This is a genomic window from Clostridium amylolyticum, assembly GCF_900142075.1.
In the GTDB taxonomy this organism is placed as follows: domain Bacteria; phylum Bacillota; class Clostridia; order Clostridiales; family Clostridiaceae; genus Clostridium_AA; species Clostridium_AA amylolyticum.
Genome location: NZ_FQZO01000001.1, coordinates 861685 through 886369 on the forward strand (window position 1 = coordinate 861685; position 24685 = coordinate 886369).

The window sequence follows — 24685 nt, forward strand, 5'->3', positions numbered from 1 at the left end:
TTTAACAATCGGGGGCAATTAAAATGAAGTTATCACAGGTGGCAAAAACACTTTCTCCATCCGTTACTTTATCAATTACCGCTAAAGCGAAACAAATGAAGCAGCAAGGATTAGATGTTGTTAGTTTTGGTGCTGGGGAACCAGACTTTAACACACCTATAAATATACAGGATGCTGCTATAGAAGCTATCAGGGAAGGTAAGACTAAGTATACTCCTGCTTCAGGAATTATTGAGCTAAAAAAAGCTATATGCAAAAAATTATTGCAAGATAATAATCTCTCATATAGCGAGAATCAAATTGTAGTTTCCACAGGAGCTAAACAGTGTTTATCTAATTTATTTCAAGCGATTTTAGATCCCGGTGATGAGGTTCTTATACCAGTTCCATACTGGGTTAGCTATCCGGAACTTATAAAGTTATATTATGGTGTACCTGTATTTGTAGAAGGTAATAAGGATAACAATTATAAGTACGATGTGCAAACTTTAGAATCAAAAGTTACTAAGAATACTAAAGCTATATTGATTAATAGTCCTAATAATCCTACAGGGACTATTTACAATCACAAAGAGTTAATTGAGCTTGCTGAATTTGCAAAAAAACACGACTTAATTATCATATCAGATGAAATATACGAAAAACTTATCTACGGAAACTATAAACATGAAAGTATAGCAAGTATAAGTGAAGATTCTTTCTCTAGAACCGTAGTAATTAATGGAGTATCTAAATCTTATGCCATGACTGGTTGGAGAATTGGTTATGCTGCAGGAAACAAAGATATTATATCTCTAATGAGCAGCATACAGAGTCATACCACTTCAAATCCTACTAGTATAGCACAATACGCTGCTTTAGAAGCATTAGCAGGTCCTCAGGACAAGCTTCATGAAATGGTGAGAACCTTTAGTACTAGAAGAGATCTTATGATAGAAGAACTCTCAAAAATTAAAAATATAAGCACTATCGTACCAGATGGAGCGTTTTATGTTATGGTTAACATAGCTAATGTTTTAGGTAAAACAGCTGAGGGTGTTACTATTAAAAACTCCATGGATTTTTCAGAAATATTGCTGGAGAAACACCTAGTAGCAGTGATACCAGGCGTAGCTTTTGGTTTAGATAATTATATAAGATTATCTTATGCCACTTCGGAGGATAACATAATTGAAGGTATTTGTAGAATAAAAAAATTTATTAATAGTATTAAATAGTAATAATATATATTGAAACTTTACGACTAAATGTTTTTGGAGGTATCATAATGAATAAAGAAGTAAATTTAATTTTACCCATCGACGGAAAGGTGATCCCATTATCAGAGGTAAATAGCTACTTATTTAATAACAAAATGTTAGGTGATGGAATTGCTATTAAGCCTGAAGATAACTTTGTATATTCACCTATAGATGGAGAAATAACATTAGTATATGAAGCTAAGCACGCTATCGCAATTAAGTCTCCAGAAGGACTGAACATAATGATTCACGTAGGTTTGGATACAGTTAAGCTAGAAGGCAGGGGATTTGCCTCTTATGTAAAAGTAGGAGATAAAGTAAAGGCTGGAGATAAAATTCTATTTTTTGATAGAGAATATGTTGAATTAAAATCTTCCACCACCACTCCTGTAGTAATAACTAACTCAGAACTAATTGAATCTATAGAAGTAGATTATCATGCTTCTAAATCAAAACAAGAATTTCTTCATATTACCCTTAAATAACTTTAAGTATTGAATTTATGAATAATAATGTTATAATAAAATAGTTACATATTTTATTATAAATAAAATAACATAAAATAATTTAAGCAAAGAGGTGTATAGAATGGTAGCTAAAGAAGTCGTAGTTAAAAATGCCACTGGTTTACATGCTAGACCAGCAACATTATTAGTAAAAAAAGCTTCATCCTTTAAATCTGATATAAGTATTGAGTTTAACGGAAAAAAAGCTAATGTAAAAAGTCTTATCGGAGTATTATCCTTAGGGGTAACAAAAGATTCCAAGGTTAATGTTATAGCTTCAGGCGATGATGAAACATTAGCAGTAGAAGAAATCGTTAAATTAATTAGTTCTCTAGAAGAGTAAAAAAAGAGATCACAAGTTGTGATCTCTTTTTTTACTCTTATTTTTTAAATTTCATATTAATGGATTTGCTTCTAAATAATAAGAGAATTAAATTAATTGCGGCAGCACCAATTAATATATAAACTATTCTTTGTAAGATAGGTAAGCTTCCAAATATGAGTTCAACAAGATCTAGATTAGCTATTCCTATTAAACCCCAATTAATAGCTCCTATTAAAACCAAAATAAAAGATATCTTATCTAGTAGACTTAATTTATACATTCCTACTCCTCCAAACATTATATAACTTAATAAATTATATTAAACTCTATAAAAAATAGAACTATTATCATTCTAAAATATGATATAATACATTTGTTGAATATTACAATACGCATGGAGGTAGGCTGATGAGAACTGAATATAACACCCCTTTAAATTCAAGGTATTCTTCTAAGGAAATGAGTTACCTATTCTCAGATGAAAAGAAATTTACTACTTGGAGAGAGTTATGGACCGCATTGGCGGAAGGAGAAAAAGAGCTAGGACTTGACATTACAGATGAGCAAATTAGTGAGTTAAAGAGTAATATACATAATATTAATTTCGAAGCTGCAGAAGAAAAAGAAAGAGAAATAAGGCATGATGTAATGAGTCATGTTTATGCTTATGGTTTACAATGTCCTAATGCAAAAAAAATCATTCATCTAGGAGCTACTAGTTGTTTTGTAGGAGACAATACTGACATAATAATAATGAAGGAAGCTCTTTTAATAATTAAGAAAAAACTCATAAATGTGATTTTACAACTATCTGATTTTGCAAAAAAATATAAAGATATTCCCACATTAGGTTTTACCCACTACCAACCCGCTCAACTAACTACTGTAGGTAAGAGAGCCACCCTCTGGATCCAAGATCTTGTACTAGATCTAGAAAACTTAGATTTTACTATATCTAAGTTAAAGTTAAGAGGAGTTAAAGGAACCACCGGTACTCAGGCAAGTTTCATGGCTTTGTTTGACAATAATGAAGATAAAGTTAAAATGCTAGATAAAATAGTAGCAAATAAAATGGGATTTAGTGAGAGTTACGCTGTAACAGGTCAAACTTACCCAAGAAAAGTAGATTCCATTATTTTAAATACATTATCAGAAATAGCACAAAGTGCTTATAAATTTAGTAATGACATTCGTCTTTTACAAAGCATGAAAGAAATTGAAGAACCTTTTGAAGAAAAACAGGTAGGTTCCTCTGCTATGGCTTATAAAAGAAATCCTATGCGTTCTGAAAGAATGGGAGCATTAGCAAGATATGTTATAGTAGATTCATTAAATCCTGCCATTACAGCCTCCACACAATGGTTTGAAAGAACTTTAGATGATTCAGCTAACAAGAGAATAGCTGTTTCTGAGGCTTTCTTAGCGCTGGATGGAGTATTAAACTTATATATTAATATTTCTAAAAATCTTGTAGTATACGAAAAGGTGATTTCTACTCACGTAAACAATGAACTTCCATTTATGGCTACAGAAAATATCCTAATGGAATGTGTAATGCGAGGAGGAGACAGACAAGATCTACACGAAAGAATAAGAGAACATTCTATGGCTGCGGCAAAACAGGTTAAAACTTTAGGACTACCTAATGACCTCATAGAAAGAATAATAAAAGATAACTCCTTTAATATGAATAAAGATGAGATTGAAAGTATTTTAAATCCAAATAATTTTATAGGACGCGCTCCTAATCAAGTAATAGACTTTATTGAAAACATAGTAAATCCAATAATAAATAGTAATAAAGACTTAATAGGTATTAATTCAGAAGTTTTAGTATAAGATGAAAACACCCAGTTAAAAGCTGGGTGTTTTTGTTTTCCACAATTTACCTGTGGATATCCATAAAATTTGTTAAACATTATGACTTTTACAATAAATAACATTTAACTAACATTATAAACATTAAGGAATTTAAATAATTATTCAAGTTATATGTATAGCAAAAATATTTACAAAATACTATAATTAGATTTATTTAAACATAAATGTTAATGTTAAGTGCTTTTTGTCAAAAATATTGATTTTAAAATCACTTAAATGTAGAATACTATGATTATAATATTTTTAAAAAGATAAAATTTGCATAAATCCATAACTGTAGTATAATAAAAGAGAAGGAGAGAGTGAAAATGATGAATTTCTCTATTTTTTAACGCATAAATAACGTCGCTAAATATACATTTAGCGACGTTAGAGCTAAAATTTCATTTACTCTTAGCAAATTTTAGTTTATTATATAGGCATACCACCCTATTAATAATTAAGGAGGTTTATGTTTAAAATGAAATATTCCATTAAGTCTATACAAATAAATACATTACCTGATGCCATGAATGAATTCCTTAATTATTTATCTACCATTAAAGGAAAATCGCCAAATACAGTGAGGGCTTATAAAATTGATCTTACTATGTTTTTTAGGTTTATAAAATTGTATAAAGGTGCCATAAAGGATGATATAGATTTTGAAAAAATTCCTATAGATGATATAGATAATGTATTCATTAGAAAGATTAAATTATCAGATTTATATGCTTTTATCGCTTTTTCAGAGGAATATAGAAACAATGGCAACTACGCCAAAGCCAGAAAAGTAGCTACTTTAAAGTCTTTTTTTAAGTACCTACACGGCAAGGCAAAGATTATAGATGAAAACCCCGCTGCAGAGCTGGAATCTCCTAAAATAGATAAAAGAAACCCCGTGTACCTCACCCTGGATGAAAGTAAAAAGCTTTTACTTTCCATGGATGCCTCAGACAAAAATTATTATAGAGATCATTGTATTTTAACTTTATTTTTAAACTGCGGCATGCGATTGTCCGAGCTGTGCAGCATAGACATAAATAAAATTAAAGGCGATACCCTAAGCATCATAGGTAAAGGAAATAAAGAAAGAACCATATACCTAAACTCAGCCTGTCTTAGGGCTATAGATGAATATTTAAGAGTAAGAGATGCATCAAAGGTACCCGATAATGAAAAAAACGCTTTATTTATAAGCTCTAAAAACAGAAGAATAAATAAACGTTCCGTGGAAAGATTAGTGAAAAAACACATTTACATAGCCGGCTTAGATGAAAGCAAATATACCCCTCACAAATTAAGACATACCGCCGCAACTCTAATGTACAAGCATGGTAACGTAGATATAAGAAGCCTGCAAATGATCCTAGGCCACGAAAATATATCCACCACACAAATATACACTCACGTAGACGATGAACGGCTAAGAGAAGCAGTGAACTCCAATCCACTCAGTGGATTGGAGTAATTGAGAATTTAAAATTTAGAATTGAGAATGAAGGAAGAAACTCACAGAGTTTCAAAGAATATTATATCATTATAAAAAGAAGCTCCCTAGGGAGCTTCTTTTTATGTATTAGTTTTAAATTTTTCTGACTCTTTTTCAGGAAAATTATCCTTCATTCTACATTTTAAATTCTAAATTTTAAATTATTTTTGTGCATTCTAAATTCTACATTTTAAATTAAACTCTACATTCTCAATTCTCAATTTTCTTTAGTCTGTATAGTCCTGGGAATTCTTCTACGAAGTATTCTTCTAGATTTTCTTCATCTTCTAAAAGATCACTTAGGCCATCAATGTCCTCTATGAGCTCCCAAGGTGTTTCTTCTTCATCTTCTTCATAAGTATTGTTTAACTCATCATCGAGAATTTCTATATCTTCTAATTCATCCACGTCTTTTAAATCTTGGAATATGTTATGATCCTTTTTATTCATACTATCCCTCCTATAATAACGGCATCTGCCTGTAGAACTTTTTATATTATATCAGAGATAAAATAAAAAATCAACAAAATGAGAACATAAGTTTGATTCTGGAAAAATAGTATGCTATAATGAAAATAATAGTGAGGTGAAGCATATATGACTGATGTCAAACCAGATAAACAGAAAGAAGTTTATGAATTTTTAAAGCAATATACTGAATCTAAGGGATATCCTCCCTCTGTAAGAGAAATATGTGAAGCAGTAGAGCTAAGATCCACTTCTACAGTTCACGGACACTTAAAACGTTTAGAGAAAAAAGGATTAATTAAAAGAGATCCTACAAAACCTAGAGCACTGGAAATAGCAGAGTTTTCTTCTATAAGAAAAGAGCTTATAGATATACCTATTGTAGGTAATGTTACAGCAGGTATGCCTATTCTTGCTACTGAAAATATTGAGGACTTCTTTTCCCTTCCAATGAATTATATAAAGCATGATAGAGATTTATTTATCTTAAGGGTTAAAGGCCAAAGCATGATAGACGCAGGAATATTAGATGGTGACTATGCTATCATCGAAAAAGATGCCACTGCAGAAAATGGAGAAATAGTTGTAGCTTTAATTGAAGATGAAGCTACTATTAAAACCTTCTATAAAGAAAATGATCACATTAGACTTCAACCAGAAAATAAAACCATGGATCCCATTATAGTTAAAGAGTGCACTATACTTGGAAAACTTGTAGGGGTATACAGAAGTTATTAAAATCCAAGGGATTTTAATAACTTGAGAATTTAGAATTTAAAACGAAGGTAGAAACTCGCAGAGTTTCTTCGAATTTGATAATAAAAAGAAGCTTCTAAAAGAAGCTTCTTTTTATATATTAATTTAAATTTTTCTGATTCTTTTCATCAGAAAAATATCCTTCATTCTACATTCTAAATTCTAAATTTTAAATTAAATTAACAATTTAGAATTATAAATTATTAATTGCCTTTATCAGCCCTATCTTAACGTGTTCAAAGGTTAGTCCACCTTGGAGGTATGCAATGTAGGGTTCTCTAATGGGGGCATCACAGGATAGTTCTATGGAGGCACCTTGTACAAAGGCTCCTGCTGCCATGATTACTTGATCTTTGTAGCCTGGCATGTCCCAAGGTTCACATTCCACAAAGGAATCGATAGGTGATCCTTTTTGGATGCCTTTGCAAAAATTAATGAGCTTTTCTTTATCATTAAATTTAATAGCTTGTATAATATCGCTTCTCTTATCATTATAAGCAGGAAGTACTTCAAAGCCTAAAAGTTCCATAACTCTTGAGCAAAGTATGGCTCCTTTCACTGCTTCCATGGTTATATGAGGAGCTAAGAATAATCCTTGATATAATTGTCTCATAACACCAAAAGTTGAACCGCACTCCCCTCCTATTCCAGGAACGGTTAACCTATAGGCGGCATTATCTACATATTGTTTTTTACCAGCGATATACCCTCCTGTAGGAGCTATGCCTCCCCCTATATTCTTTATTAAGGATCCAGCTACTAAATCAACGCCTACATCTGTAGGTTCTAGGGTATCTACAAATTCACCATAGCAGTTATCAACAAAAGTAATAACCTCAGGGCTTATACTTTTAACTAGCTCATTTATTTCTTTAATATCAGAAATTTGTAGTGCTTTTCTCCAGCCATATCCAGTAGATCTTTGTATATGCACAAGCTTTATGCTTTTATCTTCTTCTAATGCCTTCCTAACTTTTTCAAAATCAACTTCACCCTTGGAAGTAAGGTCTATCTGCTTATATTTTACTCCAAAGTTTTTTAATGAACCAATATCTTCACCATCTGTAATTCCTATGACATTATCTAAGGTATCATAAGGCTTGCCACAAACTGCTAGCATAGTATCCCCTGGTCTTAAATTACCGAATAAAGCAGCTGTTATAGCATGAGTACCATTTACAAAATGAGGTCTAACTAAAGCGCTTTCAGTATTAAAAATACGAGCATAAACCGCATCTAAAGTGTCTCTTCCTATATCACCATATCCATACCCTGAAGAATTGGTAAAATGTGATTCACTAATCCTCTCCTGTTGAAATGCATTTATTACTTTCAATTGATTAAACTCTTTTATACTATCTAATTCCTGGCATTGCATTTTAATATCTTCTAAAGCTTTGTCAAATAAATTAAATATATTATCATTAAGTTTATATTCTTTCATTAATAAATCTTTTGTTATGTCTAACATAGTTTCCCTCCACAAAGACAAAAATTTAGGCAAATCCACTTAGATTTGCCTAATAATTTAATTGTTGTCATTCATATCTTCATTTGCATTATTATTAAATAAAATTGGCTTTACAGGTGTTATAGTTGATATGGCATGTTTATATATTAACATCTGTTTCCCATCACAGTCTAAAACTACTGTAAAACTGTCAAATCCTTTTACATTACCTCTTAGTTGAAATCCATTAGTTAAATATATAGTAACAGGTATTCTATTCTTTCTTGCACCATTCAAAAAAATATCTTGTAAATTATTAGCAGTCTTGTTCATAAATAAACCTCCATATCAAAATATAATTTTTTAAATATATTATAACCCTAGTGGTTATCAATGTCACTTAAAATCTTATTTACTATTGCTTCTTCATTAGCATAAGCATCCTTGTGGATAAAGTTTGCTCTAGGGTCTTTTCTAAACCAAGTTAGCTGCCTTTTGGCATAGTTACGACTACCCTTTTTAATCATCTCCACCGCTTGTGGCAAAGTTATATCCTTAGTTAAGTATTGCAGCACTTCTTTATAACCTATGCCCTTCATAGATTGCATATTTTTATCACATCCATAATCCATAAGCCATTTAACTTCATCCACCAAGCCATTTTCTATCATTATATCCACTCTTTCATTAATTCTATCATATAACTTATCTCTTTGCATATTAAGTACATAATAAAATATATCATATTCAGAAGTATAAATATCCTCTTCCTTAAAAGAACTAAAAGGCTTACCTGATAATTTATATACTTCCAAAGCTCTAATTACTCTTTTTAAATTATTGGGATGAATATTATTATAGCTCTCTAAATCAATATCTTTAAGCATAGAATGAATGTAATTATTCCCCTGCTCTTTTGCCAATCCTTCTAAATAAATTCTATAATCTGCGTCCTTGGCGCTTTCTGTAAAGGTAAGATTACAAATTAATGAATCTATATATAGACCAGTGCCTCCTACTAAAACAGGTATCTTATCCTTTGAATGCATCTCTTTTATTATACCTTGAGCCCTTACCTTATAATCTGAAACACTAAATTCCTCTTTAGGATCTACTATATCTATTAAATGATGCTTTATTAAATTACGTTCTTCCTTGGAAGCTTTAGCAGAACCTATATCCATGTATTTATATATCTGCATTGAATCTGCCGATATTATTTCAGTATTAAGCTTACTTGCTAATAAAAGTGAAGCATCTGTTTTCCCTACTGCGGTTGGCCCGGTAATAATTACAAGTTTTTTCTTCATTGTTTTAACTCCAGTTTACATAATATTTATGATGTTATTGAATTCTTTTAAATAATTTTTCAAGTTCATATAATGTTAGTTTAATTATGGTAGGTCTTCCATGAGGACAGTTAAAGGGTTCATCACAATATCTCAAATCCTCCAATAGGGATTTCATCTCCTCCATGGTTAACTCCTCATTAGCTTTAACCGCAGAACGGCACGCCATCCTGGCAATGGTATCATATTTATATTCTTCTGTTTTACCAGATCCTAAGTTTTTTAAATTATCCAGGATGCTTAAAAATAAATTCCTAGTCTTAGATTTACCTATAACATAAGGTACTTCTTTGATAACTATAGTATTATCTCCAAATTCCTCCACATTAAATCCTGCTGTCTTAAATATTTCTAAGTTTTCCATAAAATAAGAGTAGTCATCTATATTAAGTTCTATTACTTCCGGAATTAGTAATGGTTGTATAACCACCTTGTGATTTTTAATTTCCCTAGTATATTTCTCAAACATTATCTTTTCATGAGCTGCATGTTGATCTACAAGATAAAGGTTTTTGCTTTGTTCACCAATGATATAAGTTTTATCAAATTGACCGATGATTTTAATATCTGGAAACTTTGCCGCTTCCTTAGTATTATCATGCTGCTTATCAATTATATACTCCAAAGCTTTATTTGTGTCCTTGGAAAGATCTACAGGTATATCTACTATACTCTTTTCTCTAATATTATGAGCTATATCATAAACACTATCATCCTTTTGTAAAGGATAATCTAACGGATTAGTCGCCTCTCTTATAGTATGGTTTTGAAGATTGTTAAAATTAAAGGTTAACTCTTCAGTGGTGTCTGTTTGCTCATAACCTGCTTCTTCCGGCAACATAAAGCTTTCTTTTACAGATTCTTTTATTGCAGCATGTACGCTATCAAATATGAATTTAAAAATAAATCTTTCATCTTTAAATTTTATTTCAGATTTTGAAGGATGAATATTTACATCTATAAGTTCTGGATATATATCAATATATATTACGAAGAATGGGAACTTATTTATGGTAGCAAAGGATTTAAAGGCATTTTCCACCGCTGCAGTAACTAGCCTGCTTTTAATGAATCTTTTATTAACAAATATAGATTGATTATTTCTAGAACCTCTGCTTATTTCAGAATTTCCTATATATCCATATACGGATAATTCATCTCCATACCTTTGAAATTTTATAAGATTATCACAGGTATTTTTTCCATAGACTTTTCTTATTACATCGATTATATTACCATTTCCATAGCTATTAAACTGAAGTTTCTCGTTATTAGTAAAAGAAAAAGCAATATCAGCATGAGATAAAGCAATTCGATTTATTATATCTCCTATTAATGCTGTTTCTCTAGCCATGGATTTTAAAAACTTTTTTCTTGCAGGAACATTGTAAAATAAATCTCTAACCTCTATCAAGGTCCCTTCATTCATAGCTTCTTCTTTAAAGCCATTATTAATGCCTCCATGAAAAGAAATCTCCTTGCCGCTTAACATATATCCTTCTGCTTAGAAGCTAAGCTTATTTTAGACACAGATGCTATACTTGGCAAAGCTTCCCCTCTAAACCCCATGGTTAATATTTTAAAAAGATCCTCTATATTACTTATTTTGCTGGTAGCATGGGGTAAAAATGCTTTTTCTATATCCTCTGGGTGTATACCTATTCCATCATCAATTACCCTTATAAGGCTTTGTCCCCCATTTTCTATTTCTATATCTATATGTTTTGCACCAGCATCAATACTATTTTCAATAAGTTCCTTTACTACAGAAGCTGGTCTTTCCACCACTTCACCTGCAGCTATTTTATTAGATATTTCACTATCTAATAAATTAATCCTATCCATATACATCACCACCTAAAGTAAAGATTTGGAATCTTTATTAAGTTTATATAATATATTAATAGCTTCCATAGGAGTAAGGTTAATTATGTCTATATTAGATATATCTTTTATAAAGCTATCTTTTTCCATATCCATTAATCCTAATTGTACACCTTCATTATGTACAGCTTTCTTAGAAGCCTTAGCTCTATTATTCTCCACTTTGCCATTATTAATCTCCCTGGTACTATTACCATTTATATCTTCTTTAGATGAAGCTTCTAAGTTAGCTAATATTTCCTTTGCTCTTATTATAACCTCTTCAGGAAGTCCAGCCAGTTTAGCAACTTCTATTCCATAAGACTGATCTGCCCCTCCCCTAATAATTTTTCTTAAAAACACTATGTTATTGTTAACTTCTTTAACAGCAACAGAAAAGTTTTTAATTCCCTCCATCTTATCTTCTAACTTAGTTAATTCATGATAATGCGTTGCAAATAATGTTTTACACTTTAAATCACTTTTTGAGCATATATATTCTATTACTGACCAGGCTATGCTAAGTCCATCGTAGGTACTGGTTCCCCTACCCACTTCGTCTAATAAAACCAAACTGTTTTGTGTAGCATATCTTAGTATATTAGATACTTCAGACATTTCTACCATAAAGGTACTTTTACCCCCTGCCAAATCATCGGAGGCTCCAATCCTGGTAAATATTTTATCATTAATGCATAAATTAGCTTTTTTAGCAGGTACAAAGCTACCTATTTGCGCCATAATGGATATTAAAGCTACCTGCCTCATGTAAGTAGATTTTCCCGCCATATTTGGTCCTGTAACCAGTAAAAGCTGATAATCTTTAGAGTTTAATAAGCAGTTATTGCTTATGAAGGTACCTTTGGGTATTACTTTTTCCACTACAGGGTGCCTGCCTTCATTGATTTCAATTATGTTCTCCTCATTTATAGAAGGCTTTGTGTACTTATTTTCCCTGGCTACTAAAGCCAAAGATAAAATACAATCTATTTCTGCAATGAGCTTAGAAGATTTTTTTATCTTAAATATCTCTTTTTCTATGGAATCCCTTATTTTAACAAAAGCTTCGTACTCCAATTGTACTAATTTTTCTTCAGCTCCTAGAATTTTGTTCTCCATTTCTTTAAGCTCTTCGGTTATAAATCTTTCTGCGTTGGCTAAGGTCTGCTTTCTAGTATATCTTCCTTCAGGTATTAACGCATAATTAGCCCTACTTATCTCTATATAATAACCAAACACCTTATTAAATCCAACTTTTAAGGACCTAATTCCAGTAATTTCTCGCTCTTTAATTTCTAAATTTGCAATCCACTCTTTACCATTAATTTTTGCTGCTCTTAGCTCATCTATTTCAGCATCATAACCAGTTTTAATTAAATTGCCCTCTTTCAAAGTTACTGAAGGCTCTTCCTGTATAGCATTTCCTATTAAAGTAGAAATGTGATTTAAATCCTCTAAACCATTATTAATATTTTTAAATAATGGAGAGGATAAATTAGATAATACCTCTTTAATATAAGGAATATTTACAATAGAATTTTTAAGGGATAAAAGCTCCCTAGCATTTACATTCTTTGCAGCAATTTTACCAGAGATCCTTTCTATATCATAAACTTTCTTTAATGTGCTCTGTAATTCCTCAGACAGCTTCAGATTATCTTTTAATTCTTCCACTGCATTAAGCCTAAGATCTATATGCTGCTTACTAAGAAGAGGCTGTTCTACCCATTTCCTCATGGTTCTGCTGCCCATAGAGGTAACTGTCTTATCTAATACCCATAATAAAGAACCCTTCTTACTCTTTTCTCTTATAGTTTCTGTAATCTCAAGATTTCTTCTAGAGTTAATATCCATAGCCATATATTGTTCTGTACTATATACTTGAGCATTATTTACATTGGACAATGAAGTTTTTTGAGTATCCAATATATAGTTAAGTATAGCCGTTATAGAGTAAAGCATGGTGGTATTTTCAAATTCTTTGGTAGATAATTGTTTAAGAACAATTTCAGAAGCCTTTTCAGTAAAGAAATCATGATGTTTTTTTGTTATGTAAATAGTAGATAAATTTGCAATTTCCTCGTATATCTTTGATGATATATTTTCATTTAATATGATTTCCGTAGGCATTACCTTATAAATCTCATCTATTATCTTTTGATAATCCATTATAAATTCTGTAGTATATAACTCTCCTGTAGATATATCTACATAACTAATGGAGGCTAAATCCTTATCTTTATCCGTATAAATGCTCATTATAAAGTTATTTTTATCCTCATGAAGAAAATTTCCTTCATTAAAGGTACCTGGAGTAACCACCTTTATTACATCTCTTTTAACAATGCCCTTAGCTAAAGCTGGATCTTCAACCTGTTCACATATTGCAACCTTATACCCTTTGCTTATAAGCCTTACTAAGTAAGAATTAGCAGCATGATAGGGTATTCCACACATAGGGGCTCTATCTTCCAGACCACAGTCTCTTCCTGTTAATACAAGCTCTAGCTCTCTGGAAGCAACTTCTGCATCTTCAAAGAACATTTCATAAAAATCTCCAAGTCTAAAGAACAATATGCAATCTTTATAATTTTCTTTAATCTCAAAATATTGCTGCATCATAGGTGTTAAAGCCATTATCGCACCCCCTTATAATAAATTTAAAAAGCTCTTATTTAAAGAGCTTTTTAACTACTTTATTTCTTCACCATTAAGAGAAAAGGATTGAGCTTTGGTTATCTTCACATTTACAAGACTTCCAATGCTTTCTTTATCCCCTGCAAAGTTTACAAGCTTTCCTGTTCTTGTTCTTCCCATAAGCCTTGTACTGTCGTTTTTACTTTCTCCTTCTACTAGTACTTCTACCACTTTACCCTCATACTCTTTATTCTTCTTTGCAGAAGCTTCATTTATTACTTCAATAAGCCTATTAAACCTTTCATGCTTAACAGAATCATCTATTTGATCTTCCATCTTATCTGCAGGAGTATATTTTCTTCGAGAATATATAAAGGTATATGCTGAATCAAATTCAACTTCCTTTACTAAGCTTAAAGTTTCTTCAAAGTCCTCTTCAGTTTCTCCTGGGAAACCTACAATTATATCAGTAGAAATAGCCACATCAGGAATTTCTTTTTTAATTTTTCTAATTAAATTAAGATAATCTTCTCTGGTATATTTTCTATTCATTATTTTAAGGATTCTTGAAGATCCGCTTTGTACTGGTAAATGAATCTGCTCACAAATTTTAGTCCCTTCTTTTATGGCTTTTATTACATCTTCAGATAAGTCTTTAGGATGTGAAGTCATAAATCTTAGTCTTTCAAGGCCAGGTATCTTATCTATCCTCTTTAATAAATCAGCAAAAGTAATTTCAGGGTCTAAGCCTTTTCCGTAAGAATTAACATTCTGACCTAATAAAGTAATTTCTTTATACCCTTCATTTACAAGCTCAATTATTTCATTTTCTATATCTTCAGGCTTTCTACTGCGTTCTCTTCCTCTTACATATGGGACTACGCAATATGTACAAAAGTTATTACAGCCATACATTATAGTAACATAAGCTTTAGCATCGCTTTTTCGCTCTATAGGCATACCTTCTATAATTTCAGTTTCTTTATCCATTATTTCTTTAACTACAACATTTTCTTGCTTAACTCTATTTAAATACTCTGGGAACTTATATGCATTATGAGTCCCAAAAACTATGTCCACATAAGGGAATCTTCTAACAATATCTTCAGCCATACCTTTTTGCTGCATCATACAACCACATACCGCTATTACTAAGTCAGGATTTTTTTCTTTTAGCTTTCTTAGTGTTCCTAAGTTTCCAAACACTTTTAATTCTGCATTTTCCCTAACACAGCAAGTATTAAATATTATTATGGATGCTTCTTCTCTATTAAGAGTATCAGTATATCCAATATTTTTCAACATTCCTGCAAGCTTCTCAGAATCTTCTTCATTCATTTGACAACCCCAGGTTTCAATATAGTATTTTGGCATTTGTTCTTGAATCATTCATATACCCCTTTTTTTATATATTATCTATCTTTATAATTATATATAATTTAATAAATTTTTTAAAGTTATTTTTAAAACTTAATATTTCTGATACTATGTATATAAAAAGTAGTAAATAAAGTAAAAACATTATTCAAATATTGTTAATTTACTTATTATTCTGAAAATGGTTTCATGTTATTATATACTTAGAGGGACAGACATAATAAATATAAAAAAAATAATACAATGGGGGTAAACATATGAATTTTAATTATTCTGAAAGAATGCAAGGCATAAAGGCTTCCGAAATTAGAGAGCTTTTAAAACTTACAGAGCAACCTGATATTATTTCTTTTGCTGGTGGACTACCTGCTCCAGAATTGTTTCCATTAGATCATATAAAAGAAATTGCCTACAATGTTATACAGGACCAAGGTAAATCAGCATTGCAGTATAGTGCTACAGAAGGCTATCCTTTATTAAGGGAAATCATCTGTGAGCAGCGAATTAAAGGTAATTTAGATAACCCCTCTCCTAAGAACATATTAATAACCAGTGGATCTCAACAAGCACTTGAATTCTCAGGAAAATTATTTATAAACAAGGGCGACGTAATAATATGTGAAAGTCCAAGCTATTTAGGAGCTATAAATGCTTTTAAAGCATATCAGCCTACCTTTGTAGAGGTTCCTATGGACGAAGATGGTATAGTAATAGAAAAGCTAGAAGAGGTTTTAATAAAATATCCTAATGCTAAGTTTATATACACCATTCCTGACTATCAAAACCCTACAGGTATAACCTTATCTGTAGAAAGAAGAAAAAAGATGGTGGAATTAGCTGAAAAATATAACATACCTATCATTGAAGATAGTCCTTATGGAGAGCTTGCCTTAGAAGGCAGTGTTAACCCTTCCATAAAAAGCTTTGACAAAAATGGATATGTAATTCAGCTAGGTACCTTTTCAAAAACTTTCTGTCCAGGCTTTAGAATTGGATGGATTTATGCTCACGAAGATGTATTACAAAAATATATTATGATTAAACAAGGTGCCGACCTGCAGTGTAGTACCATAGATCAAAGAATAGTTGCACATTACATGGAAAAACATAGCTTAGATGATCATATAAATAAAATTATTGAAGTGTACAAAAAGAGAAGAAACACCATGATAGATAGCATGATTAAGTATTTTCCAAAGGAAATTAAGTTTACCCATTCTAAGGGTGGTTTATTTACTTGGGTAGAACTTAAAGAAAATATGAACTCTGCAGATATTTTACGCGAAGCATTAGAAGAAAAGGTTGCTTTCGTTCCTGGCGCATCCTTCTTCCCTAATGGTGGTAAACATAATTATTTTAGACTTAATTATTCAAACATGCCAGAGGATAAAATAATTATAGGTATAGAAAGATTAGGTAATGTATTAAAAAAATATTATTAATTTAAACAAAAACTAATAATTGGGGCAAATAAAATCACTCCTTATATGAAAAATTATATATAAGGAGTGATGATTATTATGTATGATAAAAAGAAAGAACAAACAAATAATACTTTAGTTTCAAAATCATCCATAATCATGGATAGACCATATTATGGTTATGATAAAAGTAATGGTATAATAAATGTTAAAACTTCAGGAGTTCCAACAGAAAATCTATTTTTTTAATTATATGAGGGGGATATTATTCATGAATTTATCAAAAAGAATAGAAAGTATGCAATTTTCACCTATTAGAAAATTAAATCAATATGCTGACGAGGCTAGAAGTAAAGGGCTTAAAGTAATTGGATTAAACATAGGCCAGCCAGATATTGAAACTCCTTCTGTATTCTTTGAATCCATTAAGAACTTTGATTCAAAGGTATTAGCTTATACCGATTCAAAGGGTATTCCTAGCCTTTTAGACAGCTTTATAAAGTACTACAATAACCTAGGATTCAATTTAAACAAAGACGAAATTCTAATAACCAACGGTGGTAGTGAAGCCTTGTTATTTGCCATGCTCACCATATGTGATCCCGGTGAGGAAATAATTATACCAGAACCTTTTTATACTAACTATAACAGCTTCAGTGATATTGCCTCTGTAAATGTTGTTCCTTTTAAAACTTTTGCAGAAGATGGTTTCAGACTTCCATCTAAAAGTGAAATAGAAAGTAAGATTAGCCCTAAAACTCGTGGAATTTTAATATCAAACCCTGGTAACCCTACTGGTGTAGTATATACTAGAGAAGAAATTAAAATGCTAGTGGAAATTGCTATGGAAAATGACTTATATCTTATTTCCGATGAAGTATATAGAGAGTTTGTTTATGATGATCTTACAGCTGTTTCTGCCTTAGAATTTACTGAAGCAGAGGATAGAATAATAATTATAGATAGTATTTCTAAGAGATATAGTGCTTGCGGGGCAAGGATAGGTGCCATGATTTCAAAAAATAAAACCTTGATGCATACTGCATTAAAACTAAGTCAATCCAGATTATGCTCTCCTACCATTGAGCAAGTTGCTGCAGCTGGCCTTATTAATACACCAAAAGATTATTTTTATGAAGTTAATAGAGAATATGCAAATAGAAGAGATATTCTATTTGATTGCTTAAAAACTCTTCCTGATATTATATGTCAAAAACCTACAGGAGCTTTCTATCTCATTGCAAAATTGCCCATAAAAGATTCAGATCATTTTGCAACTTGGCTTTTAAGGGAGTTTTCTATAGATAATAAGACCGTAATGATAGCACCTGCCTCAGGCTTTTATGCTACAGAAGGTTTAGGTGAGGATGAAGTTAGATTATCTTATTGTGTAAATCAGCAAGACTTAAAAGATGCAGCAAATATACTGATTAAAGGTCTTTTAGAATATAAAAAAATATATGTATAAAAAAATAGAGGTTTTACCTCTATTTTTTTGGCATATATTCATAACTAAATATATTACTATAAGTTCTAAAGCCTGCATTGCTATATAATTTAATAGCATCTATATTATCAGGATTTACCCTTAAATAAATATTATTAAATCCAATAATCTTTCCCTGTGAAAGAATGTAACTCAAAAATAAATTTCCATAACCTTTATGCCTATATTCTTGAATAATTCCAAAGTTAACTAATAAAGCAGAATCTTCATAATCATGCTTTATTAATTGTCCATATCCAATATACTTACCATCCACTAATATAAAGTATCCTGCACCTTCTATATAATAACTTTGAAACTCATCATCTATTATATCTTTTAAGCTTAATGGAATTCTCTTATCACTTTTAAAAATTTCATTCTGCAGTTTCCATCTTTTTCTTTCATCTATATTTTCTTGAAATATTCTATATTGTATATTTGAATTATCTTCAGTGTCCTCCATTAAATCTTCTGCTAATCTTTTCATTTCTATGGAGTGATTTTTTCTAATAAAGCCTAATTTTTCTAAGGCCATTTTATTTTCATGGTTTAAACGGCATTCATAATAAACCGTATGGTTACCATGTAAAAAATATAATATATGTTTTAGTTCAATACTCTCCTTAATATCCTCTAGATATAAGGATAATATCTTAAATAGTCTTTCATTGGTTCTTTCTATCCATATAAAGCCTATATATTCCTTATCATCCTTAAACAAAAATACTTTTTTCTTAAGCTTTAGTATGGTAAAAAAATCCAACTTTTTAAACTCACTGTAAAAATCTTCGTTTAACTCATTAAACTCCTTGGCTTTAAGAAGAAAATTATGAAGTTTTTCTTTATTATTTTTATTTACTTGTTCTATTACGACCATACATACCTCTTATAGTAAATTAATATACTGCTGAAACTCTATTAAAAAAGTTTCATATCTTTTCTTATATTTGTATATCTTTTTTATTTTTTTCATAAACCTTATTTCTGACCAGTTATTAGTTTTAACATATCTTTTTTTTCCTAACTTCCAAAATCTATGAGGAAATGCTATAGCAGCTAAAATTAACTTTAATTCTAACTTAGTTAATTTTTTTTCAGAGCTATATGCTTCTATTATACACCTTGCTTTTTCAAAATCCCATTTATAATTATGACTAAACATAAGTCTTTGTATTAATTTAGCTAAATCTATTATCTGAATATCTATAATAATGCTATCTAAATCGATTAAATAATAAACATCATCTTTTTTTATTATATTTTGATAATAAAAGCTATCATGACACAACCCTTTTTCTAAGGTGATAATTTTATTATAATCACAAGATCTAATTAAATCTAAGGCAAACTTTCCATAATTATATTGGTCTAAAATTTCCTGCTGGTATAATCTATCAAATTCTGATGTTAATATCTTATTTTTAATAATATACTGATATTTCTTTAGATCTCCTAATTTTTTCTCGTAGGTACTTATCCATCTATTAGAGTAATCTTTTATAAGCAGGCTTTTTGTATTTATTTTATTTGAATATATATGGAAGTCTGCAAGAAGCTTAACGCAGCTTTCAACTTCATCAAAAGTATTTAAATTGCTTTCTATACCATCAATCCAAGTGGTAACATAAAATATATAGCCAGCTTCTTTTACATATAACTTTTTATTTCTTGTTAAAATATACTTAGCAATCTTATCAAACCCTACCTTAAATAATTCCTCGGTAAGTATAAAGCCATTTTTTACTTTATATTCACCATGTTTCATACGTTTTAAACAAAATATACCTTCTTTTGCCGTTATCTTATAAGCACTTCGTTTTTTGTGAACACTTAATATACTTATTTCATAATTTTTTAACACTTTACCTAGGATTACTCTTTCAGTATCAATAATATTTTCGTCATAAATACATGTAAAGGAAATCACATAAATCCTCCTGATTACATTGCTTATAATATTTATATTTTTATTATTACTTAATATTACAAAAAAGAGAAGGTTTTAAAAAACCTCCCCTTAAAACTATTATAAATCTTTCATGCTTAGTGATATTCTCTTTTTCTCACTATCAACTTCAACGATATTTGCTTTTATAACCTCTCCTATATTTAAAACTTCGCTAGGATGATTAATCTTTTTATTACTGATTTTTGATATATGCATTAGAGCATCTACTCCTGGCTCTAGCTCTACAAATGCTCCAAAATCAGTAAATCTAACTATTTTACCCATAGTTATATTTCCAACCGGATATTTTTCCTCTATATTTAACCATGGATCTTCACTTAAAGCCTTAATACTAAGTGAAACTTTTTTATTTTCCTTATCCACATCTATTACTTTTACAGTTACTTCATCATTAGTTTTAAACATATTTTTTATCTTGGCTTTACCCCAGCTAAGTTCTGATATGTGTATTAAGCCTTCAATACCATCTAAATCCACAAAAGCACCATAATCTAATATGTTCTTAACCTTACCTGTAACTACGTCACCTGGGTTTAATCTTTCTAAAGCTGCTTGTTCTTCAATATTTTTTTGTTCTTGAAGTAATTCCCTTCTAGAACCTACTAGCTTTGTTTTATGTCTTTCTTCTTTGAACTCAATAATTTTAATTTGGAAGTTTTGTCCTACATACTTATCTAGATCATTAACCCTATATATTTCAACGTGAGATGCAGGAATAAATACCGGTACTTCCTTGTATCTAGATATTAATCCGCCTTTTATAGCTTCTTGTACATATACCTCTAAAGGCTCTCCATTATTATACTTTTCTTTTACTTCACCTAAAGACTTTTCTTTTACTATTTCAATGTTAGACAAAAGAACATAACCTTCTGAATTATTGATATTTAAAACTTTAGCTTCAATGGTATCTCCTAATGCATACATATCTCTAAAATCTTTGCTTTTTTCAGTAAATATTTCATTCTTAGGTATAAACCCATCGCTTTTATAGCCTGGTAAAGCTATATATAATCCTTCATTATTAATTGAGATTATCTTACCTTGAAGCTCTTTTCCTATAAATATCTTAGTTGAATTATTATTCATATAGTCTAATTGTTCATTATTATCCATTGCAGACATCTCCTTTTAATTTACTTATAACTTCATTTATAACATTATCTGGTGTAGAAGCTCCAGCTGTTATTCCTATATTCATATTGCTTATATCTATATCTTTATGAAAGAATTTGTTTAATTCTAAATGATTTTCAATATGAAAGGTTTTATGGCATTTGTTTTTACATATTTCATAAAGTTTATTTGTATTTGAAGAGGTTTTATCTCCCACTACAATCATTATATCTACTTGTCCTGCCAGCTCAGCTGCACTTTTTTGTCTTTCTTCAGTGGCGGAACATATGGTGTTGAATACAACAAATTCCTTACACTCCTCAGCGATGCTATTAATTGCTCTCTTAAAATTTTCCTGTCTTTCAGTGGTTTGACATACCACACATACTTTTCTAGCCAGCTTTGTCTTTACTTCCCCTTGATTTAAAATTATAGCAGAATTATTGCACCATCCATTAATGCCTATCACTTCAGGATGATTTTCATCTCCAATTATTACTATTTGATATCCATCTTCATAATACTTTTGCACTATATTATGGATATGTTTAACATAAGGACAAGAGGCATCTACTATATCTAAATGCCTTTCTTTTAAGAGGTCTATGGTAGCTTTTGAAACTCCATGAGAACGTATCACTATCACATCGTCTTTTTGAAGCATATTAATGTCTTCCATAGTAATAGAATGAATATCCTTACCCTCTAACTCAGATACTACATCTTTATTATGTATTAATGGACCTAAGGTATATATCTTTTTTGATTTTTCTTTTTGGCAGTTCAAAGCTTCATCCACCGCTCTTTTTACACCAAAACAAAAACCAGCTTTCTTGGCTAAAATGATATTAGGCATTATTTAAACTCCTTTATTGAAATTTATGTAGCTCTTTATCTATATGCATACATATAGCGTCTACTGCCTCACTTATAGTCATATAGGATGTATCAATCTCCACAGCGTCTATAGCTTTAATAAGAGGTGCTGTGCTCCTGTTAGTATCGGCATAATCCCTAGCTTTTATATCTTGTAATATGCTCTGGTAGTTAACTTCTATGCCTTTTGCCATAAGTTCTTTATGTCTACGTGATGCTCTTTCTTCTGAAGAGGCGGTTACAAAGAATTTGAAGGGTGCATCTTTTAGAACTACAGTACCTATATCCCTTCCATCCATGATAACATCGTATTTATGAGATATGGCTTGTTGCTGCATCACTAATTTTTCCCTTACCTCTGGTATAGAAGCAAAGCTTGAAACCTTTGCAGCTATATTAGGCATAGAAAGATAATCGTTAATGTCTTCACCGTTTAAGATTAACCTTTCTCCCTGAAAATACATCTCCATGCTATCAATTAAATTACAAATTTCTTGAACATCCTCTGGCTTTAAATCTTTTTCTAAGGCTTTTAAAGTTACAGCTCTATACATAGAACCAGTATTAATATACATAAGATTATATCTGTCCCCAACTAATTTGGCTATGGTGCTTTTCCCTGCACCAGCTGGTCCATCAATAGCCACAGTTAACTTCACTGTCTTCACCATCCCCTTGTTTGTAAAGTGATTCTTAGCTTCAGATGGAATTTTCTTAAAAGGAATGCTTACCCCAACTGAAGCTTAGAAGAACTTATCCAGGAGCTTAGCGCTCATTATCCTGCCACTTGAAGAAGTGGGAGATTAGGAGCGCTTAGCTATCGGATAAATCTCGTCTTAATTTTGATGCTTTTTCAAGATAAATATGTTTTAATTCATTTATTTCACCATTATATAATATCATAATTCTAATACATAATGGTAAGTATAATTCACTAATTACCCTCATTTCATTAAAATGCATAATAGCTTGTTTATTTAAACTAAATTCTTCTCTTATAAACTTACCAGGGTAGGCAGCAGTAATATCATCAGTGCAAGAAAATACTATTGATACGATGTTATCTTTATCTAAATTATTCTTATTACATATCTCATGAAAAAGTTTAATGCTAGCTTTCTTAATATCTTCTTCATGGTTTATGCCTATAGTAATTGCCCCTCTAATAGCCTCCATTAAATCTCACCTACTTTTTCCCCGGCAAGATAACCTGTGGAAAGGGCTATCTGAACGTTATATCCACCTGTAAAAGCATCCACATCTATAATTTCTCCACAAAAGGAAAGATTATTAACAAGCTTTGACTTCATGGTAGATGAATCTATTTCTTTCGTGCTTACACCACCTGCTGTAACTATAGCTTCCTCAATAGGCCTTAAGCCTCTAACATTTAAATTTAAATTTTGTAATATATAAAGAAGATTTTTCCTTTCTTCCTTAGTAATAGTATTCACTTTCTTATTTGCATCTATATTAGATAAATAAATTATAGTGTCTATTAATTTTTGAGGCAAAAGATCATCTAGGGAATTTTTAAAATCTTTATTTATGTATTTCTTAAAGTCTTTTTGTATCCTCATATCTAATTCCTGCTCATTTAAAGCTGGTTTTAGATTTATGGATAATATATATTTACCCTTTCCGCTAATATACCTGCTAGCACTTAATATAACCGGACCAGATATTCCAAAATGAGTAAATAACATTTCACCAAAATCCTTGAATACCAGTTTATTATCTCTATATAGCTTTACTTCAATGTTCTTTAAGGATAACCCTTGCAGTTTCTTTACCCATTCATCACTTATTTCTATAGGTACTAAAGAAGGTTTCGGTTCTATAATGGTATGACCTAAATCCTTAGCAAATTTATATCCATCTCCAGTAGAGCCTGTGGAAGGATAGGATTTACCCCCTGTAGCCATAATAAAGTAATCTCCTTTGATATTCTCCCCGCTGGAAAGCATTACTCCTGTGATTTTATTTTCTTTTTTAATTAATTTATCTACCTTACTTTTTAATAATATTTCCACTCCGGAAGATATAAGCTTTTTTTGAAGTGCATTGGTTATATCAGAGGATTTATCTGATTTTGGAAATACTCTATCCCCTCTTTCAATTTTAAGTTCTACTCCTAGAGAGTTAAACATATTTATTACGTCTTCATTAGTAAATGTATATAAGGCACTATATAAAAAACTGGGATTCCCTGGTATGTACTCGAATAACTCGCTAATGTCCTTTGCATTAGTGACATTGCAACGCCCTTTACCAGTGATAAATAACTTTTTACCTAATCTTTCATTGCCTTCCACTAGAATAACGCTATGATTTTCAGAAGCTTTTATAGCCGCCATCATTCCAGCAGGTCCTCCACCTATTACTATAACCTTTGCCAAGTTTTCATCTCCTTAAAATTATTGATTTTACCACATTAATATTATCTCTTTCCTTTATTTAATGTCAAATAAAAAAGGAAGCTTTTAGCTC

Annotated in this window: 23 protein-coding genes and 1 pseudogene; 9 read left to right on the forward strand and 15 right to left on the reverse strand. The window is 30.7% G+C overall.

The window, feature by feature from the left end; genetic code table 11:
- Positions 1–23 precede the first annotated feature (23 nt).
- From BUA82_RS04210 to BUA82_RS04220, 3 genes are all read left to right on the forward strand, one after another.
- Positions 24–1217 carry a pyridoxal phosphate-dependent aminotransferase gene (locus tag BUA82_RS04210; protein ID WP_073004942.1) on the forward strand — a complete coding sequence of 398 codons (1194 nt, stop codon included), beginning with the start codon at positions 24–26 and terminating at the stop codon, positions 1215–1217.
- 50 nt (positions 1218–1267) lie between these two features.
- Positions 1268–1726, forward strand: a complete 459-nt coding sequence (locus BUA82_RS04215; protein ID WP_073004944.1) for a PTS sugar transporter subunit IIA — start codon at positions 1268–1270, stop codon at positions 1724–1726.
- Positions 1727–1829: 103 nt separating this feature from the next.
- Complete coding sequence (locus BUA82_RS04220; protein WP_073004947.1) at positions 1830–2090, forward strand: HPr family phosphocarrier protein; 261 nt, start codon at positions 1830–1832, stop codon at positions 2088–2090.
- 37 nt (positions 2091–2127) lie between these two features.
- Here the strand turns inward: BUA82_RS04220 and BUA82_RS04225 are convergent, their stop codons facing one another.
- On the reverse strand, positions 2128–2352 hold the full coding sequence (locus tag BUA82_RS04225) for a DUF378 domain-containing protein (RefSeq protein ID WP_073004949.1): 225 nt from the start codon (positions 2350–2352) through the stop codon (positions 2128–2130).
- Between the two features lie 128 nt (positions 2353–2480).
- On the opposite strand from BUA82_RS04225, the gene purB reads away from it, so the two are divergent.
- Both purB and BUA82_RS04235 read left to right on the forward strand, forming a co-directional pair.
- Entirely contained in the window at positions 2481–3911 is a 1431-nt protein-coding gene (gene purB / locus BUA82_RS04230) for an adenylosuccinate lyase (RefSeq protein WP_073004951.1), read from the forward strand.
- A gap of 502 nt (positions 3912–4413) precedes the next feature.
- Positions 4414–5403: a tyrosine recombinase XerC gene (locus BUA82_RS04235; protein WP_073005156.1), complete on the forward strand. Its 990-nt coding sequence runs from the start codon at positions 4414–4416 to the stop codon at positions 5401–5403.
- Positions 5404–5634: 231 nt separating this feature from the next.
- Here the strand turns inward: BUA82_RS04235 and BUA82_RS04240 are convergent, their stop codons facing one another.
- Positions 5635–5874: a hypothetical protein gene (locus BUA82_RS04240; RefSeq protein WP_073004953.1), complete on the reverse strand. Its 240-nt coding sequence runs from the start codon at positions 5872–5874 to the stop codon at positions 5635–5637.
- Positions 5875–6021: 147 nt separating this feature from the next.
- Between BUA82_RS04240 and lexA the strand changes: the two genes are divergently transcribed.
- Positions 6022–6630 carry a transcriptional repressor LexA gene (lexA, locus tag BUA82_RS04245; RefSeq protein ID WP_073004955.1) on the forward strand — a complete coding sequence of 203 codons (609 nt, stop codon included), beginning with the start codon at positions 6022–6024 and terminating at the stop codon, positions 6628–6630.
- Between the two features lie 211 nt (positions 6631–6841).
- On the opposite strand, the gene BUA82_RS04250 is transcribed toward lexA, so the two are convergent.
- The 6 genes and pseudogenes from BUA82_RS04250 to miaB all read right to left on the reverse strand — a co-directional run bounded on the left by BUA82_RS04250 (position 6842) and on the right by miaB (position 15336).
- The gene (locus tag BUA82_RS04250) at positions 6842–8119 is read right to left on the reverse strand and encodes a methionine gamma-lyase family protein (RefSeq protein ID WP_073004957.1); all 1278 of its coding nucleotides are present in this window, start codon (positions 8117–8119) and stop codon (positions 6842–6844) included.
- A 57-nt stretch (positions 8120–8176) separates the two neighbouring features.
- The gene (hfq, locus tag BUA82_RS04255; protein ID WP_073004958.1) at positions 8177–8431 is read right to left on the reverse strand and encodes an RNA chaperone Hfq; all 255 of its coding nucleotides are present in this window, start codon (positions 8429–8431) and stop codon (positions 8177–8179) included.
- Positions 8432–8478: 47 nt separating this feature from the next.
- Complete coding sequence (gene miaA / locus BUA82_RS04260; RefSeq protein WP_073004959.1) at positions 8479–9408, reverse strand: tRNA (adenosine(37)-N6)-dimethylallyltransferase MiaA; 930 nt, start codon at positions 9406–9408, stop codon at positions 8479–8481.
- A gap of 34 nt (positions 9409–9442) precedes the next feature.
- Positions 9443–11292: pseudogene (gene mutL / locus BUA82_RS04265) on the reverse strand (DNA mismatch repair endonuclease MutL).
- 12 nt (positions 11293–11304) lie between these two features.
- Positions 11305–13947 carry a DNA mismatch repair protein MutS gene (gene mutS / locus BUA82_RS04270; protein ID WP_073004960.1) on the reverse strand — a complete coding sequence of 881 codons (2643 nt, stop codon included), beginning with the start codon at positions 13945–13947 and terminating at the stop codon, positions 11305–11307.
- A gap of 54 nt (positions 13948–14001) precedes the next feature.
- Complete coding sequence (miaB, locus tag BUA82_RS04275; RefSeq protein WP_073004961.1) at positions 14002–15336, reverse strand: tRNA (N6-isopentenyl adenosine(37)-C2)-methylthiotransferase MiaB; 1335 nt, start codon at positions 15334–15336, stop codon at positions 14002–14004.
- A gap of 245 nt (positions 15337–15581) precedes the next feature.
- On the opposite strand from miaB, the gene BUA82_RS04280 reads away from it, so the two are divergent.
- The 3 genes from BUA82_RS04280 (at position 15582) to BUA82_RS04285 (ending at position 18213) form a co-directional block, all read left to right on the forward strand.
- Complete coding sequence (locus tag BUA82_RS04280) at positions 15582–16766, forward strand: aminotransferase-like domain-containing protein (RefSeq protein ID WP_073004962.1); 1185 nt, start codon at positions 15582–15584, stop codon at positions 16764–16766.
- 69 nt (positions 16767–16835) lie between these two features.
- Positions 16836–16994 (forward strand): hypothetical protein, encoded by a 159-nt coding sequence (locus BUA82_RS20600; protein WP_207650273.1) that lies wholly within the window; start codon positions 16836–16838, stop codon positions 16992–16994.
- 22 nt (positions 16995–17016) lie between these two features.
- Complete coding sequence (locus BUA82_RS04285; protein ID WP_073004963.1) at positions 17017–18213, forward strand: pyridoxal phosphate-dependent aminotransferase; 1197 nt, start codon at positions 17017–17019, stop codon at positions 18211–18213.
- Positions 18214–18232: 19 nt separating this feature from the next.
- On the opposite strand, the gene BUA82_RS04290 is transcribed toward BUA82_RS04285, so the two are convergent.
- From BUA82_RS04290 to BUA82_RS04320, 7 genes are all read right to left on the reverse strand, one after another.
- Complete coding sequence (locus BUA82_RS04290; protein ID WP_073004964.1) at positions 18233–19111, reverse strand: GNAT family N-acetyltransferase; 879 nt, start codon at positions 19109–19111, stop codon at positions 18233–18235.
- Between the two features lie 9 nt (positions 19112–19120).
- Positions 19121–20161: a CotS family spore coat protein gene (locus BUA82_RS04295; protein WP_178140681.1), complete on the reverse strand. Its 1041-nt coding sequence runs from the start codon at positions 20159–20161 to the stop codon at positions 19121–19123.
- A gap of 99 nt (positions 20162–20260) precedes the next feature.
- Positions 20261–21319: a 30S ribosomal protein S1 gene (locus tag BUA82_RS04300; RefSeq protein WP_073004965.1), complete on the reverse strand. Its 1059-nt coding sequence runs from the start codon at positions 21317–21319 to the stop codon at positions 20261–20263.
- A complete protein-coding gene (ispH, locus tag BUA82_RS04305; RefSeq protein WP_143148563.1) occupies positions 21312–22178 on the reverse strand; it encodes a 4-hydroxy-3-methylbut-2-enyl diphosphate reductase in 867 nt (288 codons plus the stop codon). Before ispH ends, BUA82_RS04300 begins: the two co-directional genes overlap by 8 nt.
- 10 nt (positions 22179–22188) lie before the next feature.
- A complete protein-coding gene (gene cmk, locus BUA82_RS04310; RefSeq protein ID WP_178140682.1) occupies positions 22189–22866 on the reverse strand; it encodes a (d)CMP kinase in 678 nt (225 codons plus the stop codon).
- A 142-nt stretch (positions 22867–23008) separates the two neighbouring features.
- Positions 23009–23371 carry a chorismate mutase gene (gene aroH / locus BUA82_RS04315; RefSeq protein ID WP_073004970.1) on the reverse strand — a complete coding sequence of 121 codons (363 nt, stop codon included), beginning with the start codon at positions 23369–23371 and terminating at the stop codon, positions 23009–23011.
- Positions 23371–24594 carry a BaiN/RdsA family NAD(P)/FAD-dependent oxidoreductase gene (locus BUA82_RS04320; protein ID WP_073004972.1) on the reverse strand — a complete coding sequence of 408 codons (1224 nt, stop codon included), beginning with the start codon at positions 24592–24594 and terminating at the stop codon, positions 23371–23373. Before BUA82_RS04320 ends, aroH begins: the two co-directional genes overlap by 1 nt.
- Positions 24595–24685: the final 91 nt, after the last annotated feature.

Bases quoted from the DNA above. Each gene is read 5' to 3' on its own strand.
- BUA82_RS04225 (WP_073004949.1), bottom strand. From the start codon at position 2,352: ATGTATAAATTAAGTCTACTAGATAAGATATCTTTTATTTTGGTTTTA.
- miaA (WP_073004959.1), bottom strand. From the start codon at position 9,408: ATGAAGAAAAAACTTGTAATTATTACCGGGCCAACCGCAGTAGGGAAA.
- BUA82_RS04290 (WP_073004964.1), bottom strand. From the start codon at position 19,111: ATGGTCGTAATAGAACAAGTAAATAAAAATAATAAAGAAAAACTTCAT.
- BUA82_RS04285 (WP_073004963.1), top strand. From the start codon at position 17,017: ATGAATTTATCAAAAAGAATAGAAAGTATGCAATTTTCACCTATTAGA.
- purB (WP_073004951.1), top strand. From the start codon at position 2,481: ATGAGAACTGAATATAACACCCCTTTAAATTCAAGGTATTCTTCTAAG.
- aroH (WP_073004970.1), bottom strand. From the start codon at position 23,371: ATGGAGGCTATTAGAGGGGCAATTACTATAGGCATAAACCATGAAGAA.
- BUA82_RS04235 (WP_073005156.1), top strand. From the start codon at position 4,414: ATGAAATATTCCATTAAGTCTATACAAATAAATACATTACCTGATGCC.
- BUA82_RS04215 (WP_073004944.1), top strand. From the start codon at position 1,268: ATGAATAAAGAAGTAAATTTAATTTTACCCATCGACGGAAAGGTGATC.
- BUA82_RS04280 (WP_073004962.1), top strand. From the start codon at position 15,582: ATGAATTTTAATTATTCTGAAAGAATGCAAGGCATAAAGGCTTCCGAA.
- BUA82_RS04300 (WP_073004965.1), bottom strand. From the start codon at position 21,319: ATGGATAATAATGAACAATTAGACTATATGAATAATAATTCAACTAAG.
- BUA82_RS04210 (WP_073004942.1), top strand. From the start codon at position 24: ATGAAGTTATCACAGGTGGCAAAAACACTTTCTCCATCCGTTACTTTA.
- BUA82_RS04220 (WP_073004947.1), top strand. From the start codon at position 1,830: ATGGTAGCTAAAGAAGTCGTAGTTAAAAATGCCACTGGTTTACATGCT.
- BUA82_RS20600 (WP_207650273.1), top strand. From the start codon at position 16,836: ATGATTATTATGTATGATAAAAAGAAAGAACAAACAAATAATACTTTA.
- hfq (WP_073004958.1), bottom strand. From the start codon at position 8,431: ATGAACAAGACTGCTAATAATTTACAAGATATTTTTTTGAATGGTGCA.
- lexA (WP_073004955.1), top strand. From the start codon at position 6,022: ATGACTGATGTCAAACCAGATAAACAGAAAGAAGTTTATGAATTTTTA.
- mutS (WP_073004960.1), bottom strand. From the start codon at position 13,947: ATGGCTTTAACACCTATGATGCAGCAATATTTTGAGATTAAAGAAAAT.
- miaB (WP_073004961.1), bottom strand. From the start codon at position 15,336: ATGATTCAAGAACAAATGCCAAAATACTATATTGAAACCTGGGGTTGT.
- BUA82_RS04250 (WP_073004957.1), bottom strand. From the start codon at position 8,119: ATGTTAGACATAACAAAAGATTTATTAATGAAAGAATATAAACTTAAT.
- cmk (WP_178140682.1), bottom strand. From the start codon at position 22,866: ATGGTGAAGACAGTGAAGTTAACTGTGGCTATTGATGGACCAGCTGGT.
- BUA82_RS04240 (WP_073004953.1), bottom strand. From the start codon at position 5,874: ATGAATAAAAAGGATCATAACATATTCCAAGATTTAAAAGACGTGGAT.